The organism is Amycolatopsis sp. NPDC000009 (assembly GCF_055563465.1).
This window is the reverse complement of sequence record NZ_JBVHDI010000011.1, coordinates 63,650-83,971: the sequence shown is the minus strand read 5'-3', so window position 1 is coordinate 83,971 and position 20,322 is coordinate 63,650. Positions and strand designations below refer to the sequence as shown.

The 20,322-nt window shown below is 67.6% G+C and carries 16 protein-coding genes; 11 read left to right on the top strand and 5 right to left on the bottom strand.

The window, feature by feature from the left end:
- The first annotated feature begins 165 nt into the window (after positions 1-165).
- The 9 genes from ACZ3HL_RS26700 to ACZ3HL_RS26660 all read left to right on the top strand — a co-directional run bounded on the left by ACZ3HL_RS26700 (position 166) and on the right by ACZ3HL_RS26660 (position 14,160).
- Entirely contained in the window at positions 166-3,324 is a 3,159-nt protein-coding gene (locus ACZ3HL_RS26700; protein ID WP_465534488.1) for a ThuA domain-containing protein, read from the top strand.
- Between the two features lie 145 nt (positions 3,325-3,469).
- Positions 3,470-4,474 carry a sugar phosphate isomerase/epimerase family protein gene (locus tag ACZ3HL_RS26695; protein ID WP_465534487.1) on the top strand — a complete coding sequence of 335 codons (1,005 nt, stop codon included), beginning with the start codon at positions 3,470-3,472 and terminating at the stop codon, positions 4,472-4,474.
- 10 nt (positions 4,475-4,484) lie between these two features.
- Positions 4,485-5,369 carry a sugar phosphate isomerase/epimerase family protein gene (locus ACZ3HL_RS26690; protein WP_465534486.1) on the top strand — a complete coding sequence of 295 codons (885 nt, stop codon included), beginning with the start codon at positions 4,485-4,487 and terminating at the stop codon, positions 5,367-5,369.
- A 14-nt stretch (positions 5,370-5,383) separates the two neighbouring features.
- The gene (locus tag ACZ3HL_RS26685; protein WP_465534485.1) at positions 5,384-6,397 is read left to right on the top strand and encodes a multicopper oxidase domain-containing protein; all 1,014 of its coding nucleotides are present in this window, start codon (positions 5,384-5,386) and stop codon (positions 6,395-6,397) included.
- 19 nt (positions 6,398-6,416) lie between these two features.
- Entirely contained in the window at positions 6,417-10,382 is a 3,966-nt protein-coding gene (locus ACZ3HL_RS26680; RefSeq protein ID WP_465534484.1) for a ThuA domain-containing protein, read from the top strand.
- Positions 10,383-10,452: 70 nt separating this feature from the next.
- A complete protein-coding gene (locus ACZ3HL_RS26675; protein ID WP_465534483.1) occupies positions 10,453-12,354 on the top strand; it encodes an OmpL47-type beta-barrel domain-containing protein in 1,902 nt (633 codons plus the stop codon).
- A 72-nt stretch (positions 12,355-12,426) separates the two neighbouring features.
- The gene (locus ACZ3HL_RS26670) at positions 12,427-13,290 is read left to right on the top strand and encodes a sigma-70 family RNA polymerase sigma factor (RefSeq protein ID WP_465420069.1); all 864 of its coding nucleotides are present in this window, start codon (positions 12,427-12,429) and stop codon (positions 13,288-13,290) included.
- 28 nt (positions 13,291-13,318) lie between these two features.
- Complete coding sequence (locus ACZ3HL_RS26665) at positions 13,319-13,795, top strand: carboxymuconolactone decarboxylase family protein (protein WP_465420070.1); 477 nt, start codon at positions 13,319-13,321, stop codon at positions 13,793-13,795.
- Positions 13,795-14,160, top strand: coding sequence for a DoxX family protein (locus ACZ3HL_RS26660; RefSeq protein WP_465534482.1), 366 nt, complete (start codon positions 13,795-13,797; stop codon positions 14,158-14,160). Before ACZ3HL_RS26665 ends, ACZ3HL_RS26660 begins: the two co-directional genes overlap by 1 nt.
- 64 nt (positions 14,161-14,224) lie before the next feature.
- Here the strand turns inward: ACZ3HL_RS26660 and ACZ3HL_RS26655 are convergent, their stop codons facing one another.
- Positions 14,225-15,973, bottom strand: coding sequence for a BCCT family transporter (locus tag ACZ3HL_RS26655; RefSeq protein WP_465534481.1), 1,749 nt, complete (start codon positions 15,971-15,973; stop codon positions 14,225-14,227).
- A gap of 547 nt (positions 15,974-16,520) precedes the next feature.
- The gene (locus ACZ3HL_RS26650) at positions 16,521-16,664 is read right to left on the bottom strand and encodes a hypothetical protein (protein ID WP_465420076.1); all 144 of its coding nucleotides are present in this window, start codon (positions 16,662-16,664) and stop codon (positions 16,521-16,523) included.
- A gap of 86 nt (positions 16,665-16,750) precedes the next feature.
- Here ACZ3HL_RS26650 and ACZ3HL_RS26645 point away from each other — a divergent pair, with 86 nt between their 5' ends.
- Entirely contained in the window at positions 16,751-17,707 is a 957-nt protein-coding gene (locus ACZ3HL_RS26645; RefSeq protein WP_465534480.1) for a GlxA family transcriptional regulator, read from the top strand.
- A gap of 8 nt (positions 17,708-17,715) precedes the next feature.
- Here the strand turns inward: ACZ3HL_RS26645 and ACZ3HL_RS26640 are convergent, their stop codons facing one another.
- From ACZ3HL_RS26640 to ACZ3HL_RS26630, 3 genes are all read right to left on the bottom strand, one after another.
- Positions 17,716-18,210, bottom strand: a complete 495-nt coding sequence (locus tag ACZ3HL_RS26640) for a hypothetical protein (RefSeq protein ID WP_465420080.1) — start codon at positions 18,208-18,210, stop codon at positions 17,716-17,718.
- Positions 18,211-18,246: 36 nt separating this feature from the next.
- Positions 18,247-18,435 (bottom strand): hypothetical protein, encoded by a 189-nt coding sequence (locus tag ACZ3HL_RS26635; RefSeq protein WP_240595238.1) that lies wholly within the window; start codon positions 18,433-18,435, stop codon positions 18,247-18,249.
- A gap of 84 nt (positions 18,436-18,519) precedes the next feature.
- Complete coding sequence (locus ACZ3HL_RS26630; protein ID WP_465534479.1) at positions 18,520-19,422, bottom strand: LysR family transcriptional regulator; 903 nt, start codon at positions 19,420-19,422, stop codon at positions 18,520-18,522.
- 121 nt (positions 19,423-19,543) lie between these two features.
- Between ACZ3HL_RS26630 and ACZ3HL_RS26625 the strand changes: the two genes are divergently transcribed.
- Entirely contained in the window at positions 19,544-20,242 is a 699-nt protein-coding gene (locus ACZ3HL_RS26625) for a type 1 glutamine amidotransferase domain-containing protein (RefSeq protein WP_465534478.1), read from the top strand.
- Positions 20,243-20,322 lie beyond the last annotated feature (80 nt).

Genomic DNA, 20,322 nt, shown 5'->3' with positions numbered 1-20,322 from the left:
GTTCGGGGCCAGCAAGCCCCTCGATCCAGTAGGCCGTGAGTGATTCGGGTCGTTCCAACGACCCGGATCACTCACGACAACTCCGTCCCCACCGCACAGAAAGGCGCGCTCCACCCGCATCCCCTTCCTTGATCGCCGCCGCTCATCGAAAGGATCGCTACTGCTATGTCTTTGAAACGACGATGGGGTGTGCTCGTCACATCCGTGGTCACGGCTCTGACAGGCGTCGCGCTACCGGTGCAGACCGCATCGGCGCACGAAGCAGCGACGGTGCTCGTGTTCTCCAAGACCGCGGGTTTCCGGCACGATTCGATCCCCGACGGGATCAAAGCGATCAAGGATTTGGGGGCGCAGAACCACTTCGCGGTGGAGGCGACCGAGGACGCGGCGGCCTTCACCGACGCGAACCTCAAACGCTTCAATGCGGTGGTCTGGCTTTCCACCACCGGTGACGTGCTGAACGCGGACCAGCAGTCCGCGTTCGAGCGGTACGTGAAGGGAGGCGGCGGGTACGTGGGCGTGCACGCCGCCTCCGACACCGAGTACGACTGGCCCTGGTACGGCGAGCTGGTCGGCGCGTACTTCAAGTCGCACCCGCAGATCCAGCAGGCGAGCGTCAAGGTCGAGGACCACGAGCACGTGTCCACTGTGGACCTTCCGGAGACCTGGCCGCGGACGGACGAGTGGTACAACTACCGCGAGAACCCGCGGAGCAACGTCCACGTGCTCGCGAGCCTGGACGAGAAGAGCTACCAGCCCGGTGACGGCGCGATGGGCGACCACCCGATCGCCTGGTGCCACGAGAACTCCGGCGGCCGCTCCTGGTACACCGGCGGCGGGCACACCAAGGAGTCCTACGCCGAGCCGGCCTTCCTCAAGCATCTGGCCGGCGGCATCAAGTACGCCACCAAGCTGAGCGAGGCGGGTTGCGCCAAGCCCCAGGAAGCTCCGGTCGACGCGGACTTCGACCAGATCACCCTGGCCAAGGGCGAGGAGAAGACCGGCGAGCCAATCGCGCTGTCCGTGCTGCCCAACCGCGACGTCCTGCACACCTCGCGCGACGGCCGCGTCTGGTACACCAGTTCGTCCGCGACGACGTCGCTGGCCGGGCAGATCCCCGTCTACAACCACGACGAGGACGGCCTCCAGGGTGTCGCCATCGACCCGGACTTCGCCAAGAACCGCTGGGTCTACCTGTACTACGCCCCCAAGCTGAACACCCCGGCCGGTGACGCGCCGGAGAACGGCACCCCCGCCGACTTCGAGCCGTTCAAGGGCTACAACCAGCTGTCGCGGTTCAAGCTGGGCACCGACAACAAGCTCGACCTCGCGAGCGAGCAGAAGATCCTGCAGGTCCCCGCCGAACGCGGGATCTGCTGCCACGCCGGCGGCGAGATCGACTTCGACGCCAAGGGCAACCTGTATCTGTCCACAGGGGACGATTCCAACCCGTTCGCCTCCGACGGGTTCACCCCGATCGACGAACGCGCCGACCGCAACCCGGTCTACGACGCGCAGCGCACCTCGGCCAACACCAACGACCTGCGCGGCAAGGTGCTGCGGATCAAGGTCGGCGGAGGAGGGAAGTACACGATCCCCAAGGGCAACCTGTTCCCCAAGGGCAAGGCCAAGACCAAACCCGAGATCTACGCGATGGGCTTCCGCAACCCGTTCCGGTTCGCCGTCGACCGCGAGACCGGCTGGATCCACCTGGCCGACTACGGTCCCGACGCCGGTGCGGCCGACCCCAAGCGCGGTCCCGGCGGCACGGTCGAGTTCAACCTGATCAAGAAGCCGGGCAACTTCGGCTGGCCGTACTGCGTCGGGGACAACCAGCCGTTCATCGACTACGACTTCGCCACGAAGCAGTCCGGCGCCGCGTTCGACTGCGCCAAGCCGAAGAACACCAGCCCGCGCAACACCGGGCTGACCGATCTGCCGCCGGTGGAGAAGGCGTGGATCGCCTACGACGGCGGTTCGCTGCCCGAGTTCGGCACCGGCCCCGAGTCGCCGATGGGCGGGCCGGTCTACCAGTTCGACGCGAAGAACCCGTCGCAGACCAAGTTCCCGGAGTACTTCGACGGCAAGACCTTCGCCTACGAATGGGAACGCGGCTGGATCAAGGAGATCACCGTCGGACCGAACGGTGAACGCGGCGCCATCAAGCCGTTCTTCGACTCGATGGACCTCGTCCGCCCGATGAACGTCGAGTTCGGCCCGGACGGCGCCATGTACGTCCTCGACTACGGCACCGGCTACTTCGGCGGCTCCAAGGAATCGGCCGTCTACCGCATCGACTACACCAAGGGCCGCCGCACGCCGGTCGCCCAGGTGGCCGCGGACAAGACGTCCGGCCAGGCGCCGCTGACCGTGAAGTTCGACCCGGCGGGGACGAACGACCCCGACGGCCAAGCGCTGACCTACGCCTGGGACTTCGACGGCGACGGCACGACCGACTCCACCGAAGCCGCTCCGGTTTCCCACACCTACGCCGCGAACGGCCAGTACACGGCGAAGCTCTCGGTCACCGACTCCACCGGGCTGACCGGATCGGCGAGCGTGGTGGTCACCGTCGGCAACACCGCGCCGGTGGTCACGCTGAAGACCCCGGTCGACGGCAGCGTGTTCAGCTTCGGCGACATGGTCCCGTTCAAGGTCGAGGTGACCGATGCCGAGGACAACCCGATCGACTGCTCGAAGGTGACCGTCGAATACATCCTCGGCCACGAAGGCCACGGGCATCCGCTCAGCCGCGCGACCGGCTGCGAAGGCACCATCGCCACGCCCGCCGACGAAGGACACGGCGCGGACGCCAACGTCTTCGGCGTCATCAACGCCAGCTACACCGACAACGGCGGAAACGGCGTGCCGGCGCTCACCGGCGAGGCGGAGTCCATCCTGCAGCCGAAGCTGAAGCAGGCCGAGTTCTACACCCAGTCCAGCGGCATCGAGGTCGTCGCGCACGCCGGCGCCAGTGGCGGCAAACGCGTCGGCCACATCGAATCCGGCGACTGGATCAAATTCGACCCGGTGAACCTCGTCGGCGTCAGCGGCATCGGCTACCGGGTCTCCTCCGGCGGCGCCGGCGGCACGATCGAGGTCCGCTCGGGCGCGGTGGACGGGCCGCTGGTCCAGACGGTCACCGTCGCCAACACCGGCGGCTGGGACACCTATGCCGACATCCCGGCGTCCGCCATCACCGACCCCGGCGGGACCGGCCCGTTGTTCCTCGTGTTCAAGGGCGGTTCCGGCGGCTTGTTCGACGTAGACGCGATCACCTTCGAGCAACCTGGGAGCGGAGCTGAGATGAACACGAAGAAGTGACCACAAGCGTGAACCCGCCCAGCCGAAGGCTCCGCGATCGCGGTGGCAGGGCGCCCTTGTTCACCGTAGTGACTTGATTTCTCAGCTGCGCCCTGCCGACGTCTATCGCGGCCGCGGGTTCACACAAGGCAAAGAAGGAGAACTGATGAGCCGTCCGATCACCCTGTTCACCGGTCAGTGGGCGGATCTTCCGTTCACCGAGGTGTGCAGGCTGGCCAGCGAATGGGGCTACGACGGCCTCGAGATCGCGTGTTCCGGCGACCATTTCGAGGTCGACCGCGCACTGTCCGAAGAGGACTATGTGCCCGGCCGCCTGAAGCTGCTGGCCGAGCACGGCCTCAAGGTGTGGGCGATCTCCAACCATCTCGTCGGGCAGGCCGTCTGCGACGACCCGATCGACGAACGCCACCAGGCGATCATCCCGTCCAGGGTGTGGGGCGACGGTGAGCCCGAAGGCGTCCGTCAACGGGCGGCGAAGGAGATGGCCGACACCGCCCGCGCGGCGGCGAAACTCGGCGTGGACACGGTGATCGGCTTCACCGGATCGAAGACGTGGAAGTACGTCGCGATGTTCCCGCCGGTGTCGCAGGCGGTCATCGACGACGGCTACACCGACTTCGCCGACCGGTGGAACCCGATCCTCGACGTCTTCGACCAGGTGGGCGTGCGGTTCGCCCACGAGGTCCACCCGTCGGAGATCGCGTACGACTACTGGACCACGAAACGTGCGCTCGAAGCTGTCGGCGACCGTCCGGCATTCGGGCTCAATTGGGATCCTTCGCATTTCATCTGGCAGGACCTCGACCCGGTCGGCTTCATCCTCGACTTCGCCGACCGGATCTACCACGTGGACTGCAAGGACACCAGGAAGCGGTTCGACGGACGGAACGGACGGCTCGGCTCGCATCTCCCCTGGGGAGATCCCCGACGCGGCTGGGACTTCGTTTCGACCGGGCACGGCGACGTGCCCTGGGAGGACTGTTTCCGCGCACTGAATTCGATCGGCTACGCCGGTCCGATCTCGGTGGAGTGGGAGGACGCCGGCATGGACCGGCTCCGGGGCGCGGCGGAGGCCGTGACCTTTCTGCGGGGGCTCCTGTTCGACAAGCCGTCGGCGGCCTTCGACGCGGCTTTCAGCAACCAGAAGTGAGGGCGGTTTCATGTGCGGTGAAGAAGCTGAGCAGTTCCACTCTCGACGGGCGCTCCTGCGCGGCGCGGCGACGGCGGCGGTCGCGGTCGGCGCGGCGGTAGCCCTGCCGGGCGTGGCCAGTGCGGCCACTGCGCCCACAGCGGGAGCCGGCCACCACGGCCGGGGCCGGGTCCCGGTGGAGAAGATCAGCATCCAGCTCTACTCCCTGCGCACCGCGCTGCAGGCCGATCTCCCGGGAACCCTGTCCGCGCTGGCGGACATCGGCTACCGGAAGGTCGAACTGGCGGGCACCTACGGCCGCTCGGCGGAGGAGTTCCGCGGGCTGCTGGACAAGAACCACATCAAGGCGACGTCCACCCACGTCGGCATCGACGGTGACCTCGACAAGACCATCGCGGACGCGAAGATCCTCGGGAACACCCGCGCCAACGTGCCGTGGGCGAACTTCGACACCATCGACGGCTGGAAGCAGTTCGCCGGGCGGATGGACACGGCGGCACGGAAGTTCCGCCAGGCCGGTATCCCGCTCGGCTACCACAACCACGCGCACGAGTTCGCGCCCATCGACGGCGTGCGCCCGTACGACGTGCTCACCAGGCACACGAACCCGCGTTACGTGCACCTGGAGATCGACCTGTTCTGGGCGGTGGAGGGCGGGATGGACCCGGTTTCGCTGTACCGGCAGCACTGCCCGCGCGTGGTGCAGTACCACGTCAAGGACCGGACGGCGGACGGGAAGATGGTCGACCCCGGCAAGGGCGTCATCGACTTCCCCCGCATCTTCCGCCACACCCGTCCCCATCTCGCCGAATACATCGTCGAGCACGACAACCCCACGGATCCCCTGAGCACCGCCCAGACCGGATTCACCTATCTCCGTAACGTCCGCTTCTAGCTGGGGAATCCACAATGGACAAGAAGAAACGCGGGCTGTCCCGCAGATCGATGCTCGCGGGCACCGCGGCCGGGGTCATCGCCCCGGTCGTGGTGTCGGCGAGCGCCGGCTCGGCGCCGGCCGCCGCGGCCGGGATGACGCGCAACATCACCATCTACGCCGACTACGTTCCCGGTTCGACCCGGGTCGGTTACGGGCTGGAGCCCGGGAAACCGACGATCCCCGGGCCGCTCCTGGAGTGCTACGAGGGTGACACGCTGGTGATCGAGCTGGTCAACAACACCGACCAGCGGCTCTCGATCCACCCGCACGGCGTCAACTACGACACCAAGTCGGACGGCTCGCCGTTCAACGACTCCTTCAACAAGCCCTACGAGACCAAGACCTACACCTGGCGGACGCGGACGGCGTATCAGGCGGCCAACGGTTTCTGGATGCCCGGTAGCGCGGGGTACTGGCACTACCACGACCACGCGTTCGGCGGCGACCACGGCACGGTGGGCCTGATGAAGGGTCTCTACGGCGGCCTGATCGTGCGCAAACGCGGGGATCTGCTGCCCAGCAAGCAGTTCACCGTGGTGTTCACCGAAATGTGGATCAACCACCAGGTCGCCCCGAACACGCCGATCTTCGAGGCGAACCTCGGCGAACGCGTCGAGTTCATCTGCATCGGGCACGGCAACCTGATGCACACCTTCCACCTGCACGCGCACCGCTGGGCGGACACCCGCACCGGCATGCTCACCAGCGCGACCGACAACGCCCCGATCCTCGACAACAAGACCCTGGACCCCGGCAACTCCTTCGGGTTCCAGGTGATCGCCGGTGACGGCGTCGGGCCGGGCGCGTGGATGTACCACTGCCACGTCCAGCAGCACTCGGACGACGGCATGTCCGGGGTGTTCCTGGTCCGCAACGCCGACGGCGGGATGCCCGCGGGCGCCCAGGCGGCGATCGACCGCTTCAAGGGACATCAGCACACCACGTCCACTCCGGACGCCACCGGGGCTTCGGCCCACCACCACTAGCCTTGAAAGGAGCGAGAACTTGAGACGAGTATTTTCGCAACGTCGGCTCCGCAGACGTTCGCTGGCCGCGCTGGCGGTCGGCGCCGTCGTCACCTCCGGGCTTCCGCTGGCCATCGCACCGGTGACCGCCGAAGCCGCGACGAACGTCCCGGTCAACGTCCTGGTCTTCCACGGCACCGCCGCGGACCAGAAGGACCCCGTCTTGCGCGCCACGGACGCGATCGCGAGCCTGGGCCAGGCGAACGGGATCTCCGTTTCGTCCTCTTCGGACCCCGCGGTGTTCACGCAGGCGAACCTCGCGAAGTACCGCGGCGTCGTCTTCCTGTCCGCGCAGGGCATCACGCTCAACCGTGACCAGGAAACCTCGCTGCAGAACTACATGAAGGCGGGCGGCGGCTTCCTCGGCCTGTCGGACGCCGCGCGGGCGCAGGACGGCTCGCAGTGGTTCTCCGGGCTGATCGGGGCCCGTCCGGTGGGGGCGCGTCCCACGCCGGAGGCGGTCGCCTCGATCACCGCGAGCGCGGAGAACCCGCCCAACGAGACAAAGGAAAAGCTCGCCGACAACAACGAGAACACGAAGTGGCTGACCTTCTCCCCGACCGGCTGGGTCGCCTACAAGATGGCCGCCCCGGTCGCCGTCAGCAGCTACGACCTCGTTTCGGCGAACGACTACGCCGGACGTGACCCCAAGAACTGGACCCTGCAGGGCTCCAACGACGGGACCACGTGGACCGATCTCGACACCCGCACCAACGAGACGTTCCCCGACCGGTTCGTGAGCCGCAAGTTCACCTTCGCCAACACCACGGCGTACGCGAACTACCGGCTGAACATCACCGCCAACGCGGGCGACCCGCTCATCCAGCTGGCGGATTGGAAGCTGTACAAGGACAACTCGACCACCCCGCCGCCGCCGGAGGCTCCGCCGGCCGAGGCGACGGTCGACGTCCTCGACAAGGCGAACCCGGCCACGGCGGGCCTGCCGCAGAAGTGGGTCCGCACCGACCGGTGGCTCAACTGGGAGGTCAACCCGGTCGGCACCGTGCACACGGTCGCGCAGGTCGAGGAGTCGACCTACAAGCCGGGTGTCGGCGCGAACGGGGCCTTCCACCCGATCTCGTGGTGCCGTGACTACGACGGCGGCCGCTCCTTCTACACCGGCATGGGCCGGACCGAGGCGAGCTACGGCGAAGCCCAGTTCCGCAGCCACATCCTCGGTGCGCTGAAGTGGACCACCGGCATGGTGCGCGGTGACTGCAAGGCGGGTATCGCGGCCAACTACAAGGTCGAACGCCTGACCGGGATCAACCAGCCCGGCCAGCTGGACCAGATGGGCGAGCCGCACGGGCTCACCATCGCGCCGAACGGCCGGGTCTTCTACATCGGCCGCGCCGCCTGCGCCGGCAACGTCGTCCCCGCGCCGAACGACTGGACCAACCCCGAGATCGGTGCCGGCTGCGGCACGATCCACCAGTGGGACCCGGTCACCAAGAAACCGAAGCTGCTCACCACGCTGAAGGTGATGGGCAACCGCGGCAGCGGCGACGAACTGGTCAAGAACGAGGAAGGCCTCCTCGGTCTCGTGCTGGACCCGAAGTTCAGCGAGAACGGCTGGATGTACGCCTACTGGATGCCGCACGCGTCGGTCGACCTCGACAAGCGGATCGGCAAGCGCACGGTCTCTCGGTTCACCTACGACCTGAAGAACCAGACGCTGGACCAGGCGACCCGCAAGGATCTGCTGTCGTGGGACGTCCAGGTCCACAGCTGCTGCCACGCCGGCGGCGGCATGGACTTCGACAAGGACGGGAACCTCTACATCGGTTCCGGTGACAGCAACTCGTCGCAGGGCTCCAACGGGTACTCCGGCAACAACTGGACCAAGGACTACAAGGGCGTCTCGTTCCAGGACGCGCGCCGCACCGCCGGTAACACCAACGACCTCAACGGCAAGATCCTGCGGATCCACCCGGAGCCGGACGGTACGTACACCAACCCGGCGGGCAACCTGTTCCCCGAGGCGAACGACCCCGGGGACAAGACCAGGCCCGAGATCTACGTGATGGGCGTGCGGAACATCTCGCGTCTGCAAGTCGACAAGAAGACCAACTGGCTGACCGCCGCGTGGGTCGGCCCGGACGCGTCCTCGCCGAGCCCGGAGCTCGGCCCGGCCAAGTACGAGACCGCCACGGTCATCACCGAGGCGGGTAACCACGGCTGGCCGTACTGCATGGGCAACAAGCAGCCGTACCGCGACCGCAGCAGCACCGACGCCGCGGTGCTCACCGGCTGGTACGACTGCGACAACCCGGTCAACACCTCGCCGCGCAACACCGGCCTGGTGAACCTGCCGCCGATCAAGAAGAACATGATCTGGTACGCGCCGGACGGCGGCGGGCCGGTGTTCCCCAACCGCCCCAACAGCTCCGTCCCGACGTACAACGCGGCCGAGGCCACCTACACGCAGCCTTACCTCAAGGGCGGCGGCCAGGCGGTCATGACCGGGCCGACGTACCACCGCGAACTGGTCAACACCAACAGCGGCGTCGCGTGGCCCGCCTACTGGAACGACAAGTGGTTCATCGGTGACCAGAGCAACGGGCAGAACCGGATCGCGGTCACCCTCGACCCAGACGGCGTCGCGAAGCAGGATCCGCCGGTGTTCGCCGAGACGGTGCGGCAGATCATCCCGACCGGTGGTGGCGACACGAAGCTGAACCAGTGGATGGACGCCAAGTTCGGGCCGGACGGCGCGCTGTACGTGCTCGACTACGGCGGCGGCTTCTTCACCCTGACCAACAACCAGAAGCTGCTGAAGATCAGCTACATCGGCGGCGAGGCCACCCCGGCAGCGGCGGCGGCGTCGACCATGGTACAGAACAAGCCGCTCACCGCGGCCTTCACCGGGTCGAAGTCCGGCGGCGTCTCCTACAGGTGGGAGTTCGGCGACGGCACGATCTCGACCCAGCCCGACCCGCGGCACACCTACCCGCGCACCGGGTTCTACACCGCCAAGCTGACCGTGACCTACGCGGACGGCGAGAAGGTGACCACGCGGAACTCGGTGAACGTCGGGTGTCTCGTGGCGGATTCCAGCGCCACGGTGACCATCGGCGACACCGATACCGGGGTGACCAACCGGAACGCCGGTGGCGGCTGCACGGTCGACGACATGATCGACGACGAGAGCACGTGGACCTCCCACGCCGGTTTCGTCAACCACGTCACCCAGGCCGTGGACCGGCTGGGCGACCTCGGCGTGCTGAACGCGGCCGAGTCGGACAAGATCAACGCCGCGGCCGCCGCGTCGCCCATCGGCAACAAGGGCGTCACCGGTTACGACGCGATCTACGACGGCACGCCCGAATCGTTCCGCAACTGGTCGCAGGCGCCGTCCGGGCAGTTCGCCATCCAGCCGGACGGGTCACTGCGACCGTCCGGCGGGCTCGGCATGCTGTGGTACTCGGCACGGCAGTTCGGCAACTTCTCGGTGAAGCTGCAGTTCAAGGACATCGCGCCTTCGGGCAGTGCCAACAGTGGTGTGTTCGTCCGGTTCCCGGATCCGCGCACTCCGCTGGAGCAGCGTCCGCCGGGCAGTTGCGGCACGGTCGGTTCGGCGAGGACGTCGCAGGCCTGGGTCGCGATCTACTGCGGTCACGAAGTGCAGCTGTACGACGGCGCCACCGGTGAGCCGCAGAAGACCGGGTCGATCTACAACTTCGACCCGCGGCCGCTGGACCAGGCGGGCGTGAAGCCGAAGGGGACCTGGAACGAGTACGAGATCAAGGTCGTCGGGCAGAAGTACACGATCATCCGCAACGGTGTGGTGATCAACGAGTTCGAGAACGCGCCGGGTATCCAGTCGTCGCGGGCGGGCGACCCGTCCACCGACTTCCGGCAGTTCGTCAGCGGGTTCATCGGTCTGCAGAACCACGGTGACAACGACCTGATGGAGTTCCGCAACATCCGGGTGCGGCAGCTGTAGCGCGAAAACCGGCCGGGCGCGCGGGTTCGCGTGCCCGGCCGGGCTCCCCTGTACGGAAGGTTTCCCTGCGATGTCCCCAAGAACCCTCGTCGTGACCCTGGTGGTCGCGACGCTCGCGCTGGCGGGCCTGGTGTTACCGGGCTCGTCCGCTCCCGCCTCCGCCGCGCCCGTCCAGACCCTGGAATGGACCGCGGGCGACAGCACCGACCACTACCTCAGCGCACCGAGCACCGCGCTGGCCGGTGAGACCACGATCGTCTTCAAGAACACCGAAGAGCTCGGCTCGACGATGTCGCACACGCTGACGTTCGACACCTCGACCGCCGGCTACAACCACGACGTCAACCTCAACATCGTCGCCAATCCCTACGACGACAAGAACGGCGTGCACGAGGCCACGGTCACGCTGACCCCTGGCAAGTACCGGTACTACTGCACGATCCAGGGCCACACCAAGATGATGGGCGAGTTCGTCGTCACCGGCGAGCCGACCCCCGACACCACGCCGCCGACGGTGACCGCGAACGTGACCGGCACCAAGGACACCGCCGGGAACTACGTCGGTTCCGCGACGGTGAACCTGTCCGCTTCGGACAGCCAGTCCGGTGTGGACAAGGTCGAGTACCAGCTCGACGGCGGTGCCTGGACCGCGTACACGGCACCCGTGGCGGTCTCCACCGCCGGGTCGCACATGGTCCACTATCGCGCTTCCGACAAGGCCGGAAACGTTTCGCCGGAAGGGATGTCGTCGTTCACCGTCGTCACGGGCGACCCAGGCGACAAAACGCCGCCGACGGTGACGGCCGAGGTGACGGGGACCAAGGACACCGCGGGCAACTACCTCGACACCGCCACCGTGAAGCTCACCGCCACCGACGCGGGCTCCGGCGTCGACAAGGTCGAGTACAAAGTGGACGAAGGCGCGTGGACCGCGTACACCGCTCCGGTCGCGGTCTCCGCACCGGGGATGCACATGGTCTCGTACCGCGCGTCGGACAAGGCGGGCAACGTCTCGCCGGAGGGCATGGCGCATTTCACCATCGTCAGCAGTGACACCACCGCGCCGACCGTGACCTCGGAGGTGACCGGCACCAAGGACACCGCCGGTAACTACGTCGGCAAGGCGACCGTGACGCTCACGGCGACCGATGGCGGCTCGGGCGTCGGCAAGGTCGAGTACCAGCTGAACGGCGGACCGTGGCTGACGTATTCGGCGCCGCTCGCGCTCACCGTCGTCGGCGCGCACACGGTGAAGTACCGCGCCACCGACAAGGCGGGCAACGTCTCGGCCGAAGGCACGGCGACGTTCACCATCGTCGAGGGCGACGACAGCACCGCGCCCGCCGTTTCGGTGGTGGTGAGCGGTGATCTGGACGGAAGCTGGTCGTACATCGAAGACGCGACCATCAACCTGACGGCCACCGACGCCGGGTCCGGTGTGGACAAGATCGAGTACCAGCTGGACGGTGGGGCCTGGACGGTCTACACCGCGCCGGTGAAGGTGACCGAGCTCGGCACGCACACGCTGGCCTACCGCGCGTCGGACAAGGCGGGCAACGTCTCGGCGGAACAGGGCGGCGCGTTCACCATCGTCGCCGCGCCGCCGGGCCCGGACGCCTGCCCGGACTCCGACGTCCGGGACACCGTGATCCTCGGCACGGCGGACAGCCAGGTCGAGAACCGCGACACCGGCAACGGCTGCACGATCAACGACGTGATCGACGACGAGTCGGACTACTCGTCGAACGAGCAGTTCGTGACCTACGTGCGGGCCGTGACCCAGGAACTGCTCGACGGCGAAGCCATCTCGTCCTACGAGCGTGACCTGATCGTCACGGCGGCGATCGACTCCGGTATCGGCGGCTCGGCCGCCGAGCCCGAGCCGGAGCCCGAACCGGGCAAGACGAAGAAGCCGAAGACGTCGAACCCCGGCATGAAGAAGGTCGTGAAGACGCCTATCCGGGACGTCTGAGGGTAGTCGGTTACCTTTCTCGCGTCGCGCTCGTCATGTCCATGACGGATTCGGCGCGGGAAAGGTATCGACATGACCGGCGAAGCCCTGGCCAGCGCGTTCGAGGAGCAGCGCGGGCGTCTGGTGGCCGTGGCCCAGCGGATGCTCGGCTCCCGCACGGACGCCGAGGACGCGGTCCAGGAGGCCTGGCTGCGGCTGGCCCGCCAGGACGCCGACACGATCGACAACCTCTCCGGCTGGCTGACCACCGTCGTCGGCCGCGTCTGCATCGACGTCCTGCGTTCCCGCAAGGCCCACCCCGAGGACTCCTACGAGGAGCCGCCCGAACTGCTGGTGCTGGAGGGCTCGCCGGAAGAGGACGCGCTCCTCGCCGAATCGGTCGGGGTGGCCCTGGTCGTGGTGCTGGACACCCTCGGCCCGGCCGAGCGGCTGGCCTTCGTCCTGCACGACCTGTTCGGGGTCCCGTTCGCCGAGGTCGGCGAGATCCTCGGCAAATCCGCGGACGCGGCCAAGATGCTCGCCAGCCGGGCCCGCCGGAAGGTGCGGGGACAGCGTCCGGCCGACGAGTCCCGGCAGCACGCGGTCGTCGAGGCGTTCCTCGCGGCCGCGCGCGAAGGAGACTTCGAAGGATTGGTCGAGATGCTCGACCCCGACGTGACGTGGCGCTCGCGGAGCCGCCACGGCGAGGTCGTGCGGCTCGGTGCGGCCGAGGTGGCCACGCGGGTCCAGCGCGGGGCGCGCGCCGTCGTCACCACTCGTCCAGCGCTGGTCGACGGCAAACCGGGGATCGTGTCGTGGAGCCGGACCGGCAAGCTGCTGGGCGTCATGTCGTGCACCATCGTCGACGGCCGCATCGTCGAAATCGATTCCGTGAGTGACCCGCGTCGCCTCGCGGCCATGGGTGTTACCTCTCGGGAGTCCTCCTCGTCGAAGTAAGTGAAGACCGACGAGAAGGAGAAATCCCATGCAGGCAAGGCTCGACTACTTCAAGACCGCTCTCGCGCCGAAGCTGGTCAAGCACTTCGTTTCGGCCGCGAAAGTCCTCGACAGCAGCGAACTTCCTTTGGCGACAAGGGAATTGGTGAACATCCGGGCCAGCCAGATCAACGGCTGCTCGGGCTGCCTCGACATGCACACCAAGGACGCCGCGCACGCGGGGGAGACCACGACCCGGCTGAACCTGATCGCCTGCTGGCGCGAGGCGACGGTCTTCACCGAGGCCGAGCGCGCCGCGCTGGAACTCACCGAACAGGGCTGCCGCCTCGCCGACAGCGCCGGTGTCACCGACGAGGCGTGGGAGGCCGCCGCCAAGCACTACGACGACGACCAGCTCGTGGCGCTGGTGGCCCAGATCGCGCTCATCAACACCTTCAACCGGCTGAACGTCATCACCCGGCAGCCGGCGGGTGACTACACGCCGGGCCAGTTCGCGGGGCACTGATGGACACCGCACTGTGGATCGTCGCCGGTCTGCTGGCCGTCATGTACATGGTGTCCGGGGTCGGGAAACTGTTCCTGTCGCGGGAAAGGATCGCCGGGGTGGCGTCCGGCGCGGGATGGGTGCTGGATTTTGGTCCCGGCACCGTGAAGTTCATCGGGGTGGTCGAGATCCTGGGCGCGGTGGGCCTGATCCTGCCCGCGCTGCTCGACATCGCACCGGAACTCGTGCCGCTGGCCGCCCTCGGGCTGGCGCTGGTCATGGCGGGCGCCGTGGTCGTGCGGCTGCGCCGCCGCGAACCCCTGATCGCGCTGCTGGACCTCGGTTACCTGGCGCTGTGCGCTTTCGTCGCCATCGGACGCGCCTGAAGTACATGAAGGCCCCCATCCTGTACCTAGGCGCAAGGATGGGGGCCTTCATGTACTCACGAGATCAGGTGCGCTGTTTCGACCGGCCGAGGATCCGACGGCGGCCGTGGCCACCGTTGGTGCGTTCCTCGTGCAGTTCCTTCAGCGACAACATCATCGCGTCTTCCTGCTTCATCAGCGGGTCGTTGCGCAGGTCCTTCCAGACCGAGACGCACAACCCGACCATCACGAACACGAACGGAACCGCGATCAGGATGGTGAGGTTCTGCAGACCCGTCAGCGCCTTGTCCCCGCCGACGAGCAGCATCACCGCCGCCACGGCGCCCATCAGCACGCCCCAGAAGATCACGACGGTCTTCTTCGGATGCACGCTTCCGCGCTGGGACAAGGTGCCCATCACCACCGACGCCGCGTCCGCACCGGAGACGAAGAAGATGGACACCAGGATCATCACCAGGATCGCGATCGGGATGAACCACGGCAGCGTCTCGAGCAGTTCGAACGTCGCCGACTGGGCACTGCCCGCGCCCGCGATGTCCGTCCCCGCTCGTTGCCTGCTGATCGCCGCGCCACCGAAGATCGCGAACCAGATCAGGCTCACGACACTCGGGATCGCGATGACCCCGAAGATGAACTGCCGGATCGTGCGGCCGCGCGAGATCCGCGCGATGAACATGCCGACGAAGGGCGTCCACGAGATCCACCACGCCCAGTAGAAGACCGTCCAGCCGCCGAGCCAGGTCTGCATCTCCGCGCCACCGGTCATCCCGGTACGGCCGGACATCTCCGCCAGCTCGCGGAAGTAGTCGCCGATGGCGCCCGGCACGATGTTGAGGATCAGCACGGTCGGCCCGACCACCAGCACGAACACCGCGAGTACCGCGGCGAGCACCATGTTGATGTTGGACAGCCACTGGATGCCCTTGGCCACACCGGAAACCGCCGAAGCGATGAACGCGATGGTGAGGATCGCGATGATCGCGACCAGCAGGCCCTTGCCGGGGTCGTCGATCCAGCCGACGGCGCCCATGCCGCCGCCGACCTGGAGCGCGCCGAGACCGAGGGAAGCGGCGGAACCGAACAGCGTGGCGAAGATCGCCATGATGTCGATCGCCTTGCCCAGCGGGCCCTCGGTGCGGCGCTTGCCGATCAGCGGCGCGAACACCGAGCTGATCAACTGGCTGCGGCCCTTGCGGAAGGTGCTGTAGGCGATCGCGAGACCGACGACCGCGTAGATCGCCCACGGGTGCACGGTCCAGTGGAACAGCGTCGTCGCCATCGCGGTGTGGACGGCTTCGTCGGAATTCGGGGCCGCGGTGCCCGGGGGTGGGCTCGCGAGGTGGGAGACCGGTTCGTACACCCCGAAGAACATCAGGCCGATGCCCATCCCGGCGCTGAACATCATCGCGATCCACGACGACGTCCGGAATTCGGGCAGTTCCTTGTCCCCGCCCAGCGGGATCCGGCCGTAGCGGCTTATGGCCAGACAGACCGCGAAGAGCACGAAACCGCTAGCGGTCAGCACGAAAGCCCAACCGCCGTAAGGGATCACGGCGTCGTTCAGCAGGGTCGACGCGACACTCGCGAGGTTTTCCGGGGCCAGCACGCCCCAGACGATGATCGCGAGCGCGAGCACCGCCGCCACACCGAAAACGGTCTTGTCGGTCTCCGCGGGTCGGTCGGCGACGAGGTCGAGGGGGACGTGCTCATCGGGCGGGTGGCCCGGACCCGTCGTGTCCGGTGCGTGGGCAAGGTCGGCCGCGGTCTCCGCGACGACCTCTTCTTCCGCTTGTTTACCGTCCTGCGAACTCATGTTCAGTGACACGCCGACTGCGGCGCGTTCTCCTTCCGCCCGAGGTTAACCCGTTTGCACCACTGCACCCTAACCAGAAAACTGGTAACTGGCAGAAAATACGGGCGAAGTGGTTTAAAGCCGTGATTATGGGCTTGACCTCGGTGGATGCCGGTCCGGTTCGCGGTCCCGGCGGGGAACGTGTCGCTCGTGACACCGGTGGTCAGGAGATCGGGCCGAGCTTCTCGCAGAGAGTCCTGCTGAACCGCCGTTCTTCGGCGAGGATTTCCTCACACCCGCCGGACTCGACGGCCGCCGTCACTCGGGTGTCCAGCCGGTCTGCTCGATCCGGACGCCGGCGCAGTGATCGGCGGGCTGGTCCCCGTCCAGTCTGCCGCAACGACCCCAGGTTCCGTCCGGCAGTTTGTTCATGGGGCTTCGCCCGAGTCGAGCACCAGCTTGCGGTTCGCGATCGGTGTCCACGTAGGGGATGTCGGCCGCCGGCACAGCCGCGGTCCGCAGGGCAGGACGAAGAAGACGTCGTTCACCGGCCTGGTTTCGAGGGATTTCAGACCGTGGTCCCGCCTCTCCAGAAGGGCCTGCCGAGCGGGTCTCCACCGGCGGTGTCCGGGCGGCCCTGGCGCGTGTGGTTGCGCTCCAGGAGGTAGGCGACGAGGGCGAGCAGGGCGAGGGTGACGATGATTGCGGTCATGGCAGTAAGTGTGCGCCGCACGAGATCCTGCCAGAAGTGGCAGTTCTGTCGTTGTGTGGCAAAATCCTGCCAGTTATGCTCGGACCATGCTGAAAACCGTCGCCGTGGTGCTGCTGGACGATTTCGCCGCCTTCGAGTTCGGCGTCGTCTGCGAGGTGTTCGGCTACGACCGCACCGACGACGGAGTGCCACTGCTCGACTTCCGCGTGTGCGGTGAACGCGCGGGAGAACCACTCAGCATCGGCCACGGCGTCAAAGTGACCCCGGAACACGGTCTCGAAGCGACGGAGGACGCGGATCTCGTCGTCGTCCCCGCCTGCGATGTGCGCGACGAGTACCCGCCCGCGGTGCTCGAAGCCCTCCGGAAGGCTTCGGAGCGCGGCGCCACGTTGCTTTCGGTCTGCACGGGCGCGTTCGTGCTGGGCGCCGCCGGACTGCTCGACGGACGGCGGTGCACCAACCATTGGCGCCACAGCGCGGCGTTCCGGAAGCGGTTCCCGCAGGCCGAGCTGGATCCGGACGTCCTCTTCGTCGACGACGGCGACATCGTCACCAGCGCGGGAACGGCCGCCGGCATCGACGCGTGCCTGCATCTGGTCCGGCGCGAACTCGGTTCCGCCGCGGCCACCGTGATCGCCCGGCGCATGGTGGTGCCGCCGCAACGGGAAGGCGGGCAGCGCCAGTTCGTCGAGGTGCCGATCCCGGAGTGCACCGGGGACAGTCTTCAGCCGGTGCTCACCTGGATGCTGGACACCATCGCCCACGAACATCCGGTCGCCGAACTCGCCCGCCGGGCCCGGATGTCCGAGCGCACCTTCGCGCGCAAGTTCGTCGCGGAAACGGGCACCACTCCACACCGATGGCTTTCGACGCAACGGGTCCTGCACGCGCGGTCGCTGCTGGAGGAGACGACGATGAGCATCGACGAGGTCGCGCGCCGCTGCGGCTTCGGCTCGGGAGCCTTGCTGCGGCACCATTTCCACAAGGTCGTCGGCGTTTCCCCGCAGGACTATCGCCGGACCTTCGCGCCACAGCGGGTCTGACTCGGCCTTCAGCCGGGACGCCGTCCGACGGCCTCGAAGATGTTGTGAGCCAGCAACGCGGCGCCTTCGGTGAACCCGTTGATGAGGATCTTCCGGCCGTCGGTGAGTTTGACGAGGCAGCCGACATCGCCGCCGAACGCTTTGGCGAGGGCGTTCTTCTTGGCGTGGTCGACGGCCACCGCCACCTTGGTCCACGGCACGACGGTGGTCGATCTCCGCCAGGTGTGCACGAATCCCTGTTCGTACAAGGTGAAGATCTCGCCCCGCTTGCTGATGGCGTGCCAGCAGCCCCAGGCTCCCATCAGCGTCAGCCCCAGCCCGCAGCCGATGACGAGGCCGATGACCATCTCCCCACCGGAGATCCCGGCCTCCTGCCCCAGCACGAACACGACGACACCGAGGACCGCGATCGGCGTGCCGATCACGATCGCCGCCACACCTCGGAGCGCACGTCTGCGGCAATTCGTTTCGAAGCGTTCGACGTAGGCACCCAGTTCGGTCACGGGCAGGACGCTAACGGCGGGTGCGGGGACCGGTCCCTAATCCTTCGGCGCCTTGTTGAACAGGCCGAGGGATTGGGCGAACGCCGCCCCGCCCGCCAGGAAGACGAGCGGCAGCGTCTTGGCCCAGAAGGCGCCGACGTCGAGCGAGATGAGCAACGCGAGCAGCCCGCCCGCCAAGGCGGCGAGAACGAGCATTCCCAGTGCGAGGCGGGGCTTCGAGACCATGTGTCCTCCAAGAAACGGATTCGGAAGAGCAAGCCTCGCGACGATCCCGCCGCGGAAAGAGGTCATTTTTGCCGCACCGGGAATTCAGAGCGAACCCCAGCCGCGGGCGCGTTCCAGCAGCCTGTCGCGGATGAGGGTCACCACGGGCCGCGCCGTGCCCGACCGGTGCGCGAGATAGATCGTGTTGAGCGGCGGCACCACCGGGTTGTGCACGATCGCGACCGATCCCGCTTCGAGCGCGGCCGCGGCGATGTAGCGCGGCAGCACGCTCACCCCGGCGCCCGCGACGACGACGGCGAGGATCGCGCGCAGGTCGGGGACGACCATCGCGACGCGGTTCGGCGGCCGCCGCCCGAATTCGCTGCGCCAGTAGCGGCGGATGATCGGCAGATCGTCGGCGTACGCGATCAGCGGCAGATGCGCCAGCGCGGGCACCGGGTCGGTCTCGAGCAGCACGGGATCGACGCTCCGCGCCAGGGCCGGTGCGGCGACGAGGACGAATTCCTCGTCGATCAACGGAAGGGCGGTGATACCGCGCTGCCGTGGGCGGACCGAGGAGACGACGAGATCCAGCCGCGCGGCTTCGAGCGCGGACAGGAGTTCGTCGGCGAGCCCGAGGGTGACGGTGATGCGCAGCCCGCGTTCGGTCAGGGGGGCGAGCGCGGGCAGGAACCGCGTCGCCATGCCGTCGCTCGCGCCGCCCAACGCCACCCGTTCGCGGTACTGGACGTCGTCGTCGCCCGCCGTCAGCGCGCCCCGCAGTTCGTCGATGCGGGTGCCGATCCTGGCGGCCAGTTCGGCCGCGCGGGCGGTCGGCGCCGCGCCCTGTCTTGACCGGACGAACAGCTGCTCGCCGAGCTCCTCTTCGAGCTTGAGCAGCTGTCCGGTGACGGCGGGCTGGGTCAGGCCGAGCTCCGCGGCGGCCGCGGAGAGCGAGCCTTGCCGGTAGATGGCCAGGAAGGTCGCCAGCCGATCCAAGTTGGGCATGCAAGTCACCTTCCATAAGAAATCTTATGGATCGTAGCCGCCTGTGCGGAGTACGCGCGGCGAAGACCTCGTTGAAGCCGGCAATGGGGCACACCGCCCCGGAGGAACGAAAGGAACAGTCATGGCGCGGATCCTCATGATCGTCTCGGCCGCCGACCACGTGCGGCTCACCGACGGCACCGACCACCCGACCGGCTTCTGGGCCGAAGAGGTCGCCGAATCGCATCGGGTCCTCGCCGCGGCGGGGCACCAGGTGGAGATCGCGACGCCGTCCGGGCTCCGGCCGACCGTCGATCCCCTCAGCCTCGACGAACGCGGCGGCGTCGACCCCGCCGAGGGCGCGAAGTTCGCGGAATACCTCAACGGGCTCGATCTTTCGGCGCCGCTCAAGCTTTCCGATGTTTCGGCCGATGCCTACGACGCCGTCTACCTGCCCGGCGGGCACGGTCCGATGACCGACCTGGTGGACGACGGTGAGCTCGGTGCCCTCCTGAACGACGCCGATGCGCGCGGCAAGACCATCGCCGCCCTCTGCCATGGACTCGCCGCCTTGCTCAGCGCGCGCGGCGAAGACGGCTCGTTCACCTTCGCCGGCCGAACGATGACGTCGTTCAGTGACGAAGAGGAACGGCAAGGCGGGCTGGGTGACAAGAGCCCGTTCTTCGTCGAGACCCGGCTTCGGGAGCAGGGCGCGATCGTCACGCCGGCGGCCGCCTGGACGAGCGAGGTCGTCGTCGACGGAAACCTCGTCACCGGACAGAACCCGCAATCCAGCGTCGCGACCGCGGAGCGAGTGGTGGAGCTTCTGAAGGCGGTCTGACCCCCTTGTTTGCGCCGCGGCTGGATCCGGGCATATGATCAGGGCAGTCGTACAGGACGAACGCCCTAGGAGATGAACCG